Consider the following 1,475-nt stretch of genomic DNA (forward strand, 5'->3'; position numbering starts at 1 on the left):
CGTAACTATTCAGCAGCCGGAAGCGGCGAAACGACGAACCCGGCGAAGCCCAAAGCCAGCGCGTCGATCAGCGAACGGTTCTGTTTGCGCAGACTGGCAAGGTAGGAGCGGATCGTGCAGAACGCCTCCATGCCTGATACCGCACGGAAACACCCCGAGATTTTCTGTTTGAGCTTGGGCATGCGGATATCGCGTTCGGCCTGGTTGTTGTCAAACGGTACCCGGTGATCGGCAATGAAGCGCCACACCTCGGTCGCCTGCATCTGCAGGCGCCGGACCAGGTTGTAGGTAAAGCTTTGTCTGATTCTGCCGCGCAGTTCCACGCGAGTGGGCGCGCGAGCCTGGGTTGGATTAAGTTTGCGCGCCTGGGCAATCAGTGTCCGGCTGCGTCGCCTGTAATAGCGCTGACGCAATTGATCCAGTGCCATGTTGCCGGAGGCCACACTGAGGTCGACTTCGCGCTTGGCCTGGCAAAGCAGATCGATCATCTGCTGGGCCCAGGGTTGCTGCGTCGACTCCACGACGAACACCAGTTCGCGAAGATGGTGCGCATTGCACAGCGCATGTTCACACTCATAGGCTGCGTACGGCCTCCAGCCGTCATGCACCGCGACGCCCTTAAACCCGGGCAGAATGCCGAAGCTGTCCAGTGCCTCGCTACCGCGCTTGCGATGTGCGCCATACCAGCTCAACGTACGCGTCGAGGCGAGATGCAGCCAGTGGGGCATACGTCCGACGCGCATGGAACTCTCATCGAAATGCACCACGGGCTGCTCGCGTAGCGCTTCGCTGATCTGTTTAACTGCGGGGGCCAGCAGGCGGGCAGCCTCATCGATACTCTGCTGCACCGTGCCCGTACTCACATGCACACCGAACAGGTCCCCGAGTGCCTGGGCCGTTCGCGCCACTGGCAACTGTTGGTACTGCGTCAGATAGACGGCCGCCGCGCGGATCTGGGAGCCGTACTGCACCGCCTGGCTTACGCTTTCGGGAAACACACCCAAATGACGCTTGCCGCAGGTGCACTGCGCAATCTGCACGCGATGTTCTGTCACATTGAAGCGCGTGGGCGGCAGATCGATGACCTGACGTCCTTCGGGCAACACCGTGATGCGGCTGGATTCGATCTGCTGGCCACAGGCATCGCACACCGGTGCCACCGGATGAATCTCGATGTTATCGGGGTGCGCCACCCGTTTGAGCGTCTTGCCCTTATGCCCTGGCTGCGCGCCAGGCTTCGCACCGCTCGTGCCGCGCAAAGACTTCGGCTTGCGCCCGGGTCCATCGCTTGAGGGCGGCTTGCTGGAGTTACGACTGTTCTTCTCGAGTTTCGCTTCCAGCGCGTTCAGACGCTTCACCAGATCAACGATGAGCGCGTCCTTCTGTTCGTGCGTCAGGTCCTTGAAATCGGGCATCTTCGTCATGTCCTTCACTATGCACAGCCTGGTGGCAGTTTACAAGCGCTGAATAGTTAC

General features: G+C 60.6%; 1 protein-coding gene. It reads right to left on the bottom strand.

Annotation, left to right across the window (positions count from 1 at the left end):
- Positions 1-5 precede the first annotated feature (5 nt).
- Complete coding sequence (gene tnpC, locus P3T25_RS48495; protein WP_166618403.1) at positions 6-1,415, bottom strand: IS66 family transposase; 1,410 nt, start codon at positions 1,413-1,415, stop codon at positions 6-8.
- Positions 1,416-1,475 lie beyond the last annotated feature (60 nt).

Source organism: Paraburkholderia sp. GAS32 (assembly GCF_050434225.1).
GTDB classification, from domain to species: domain Bacteria; phylum Pseudomonadota; class Gammaproteobacteria; order Burkholderiales; family Burkholderiaceae; genus Paraburkholderia; species Paraburkholderia madseniana.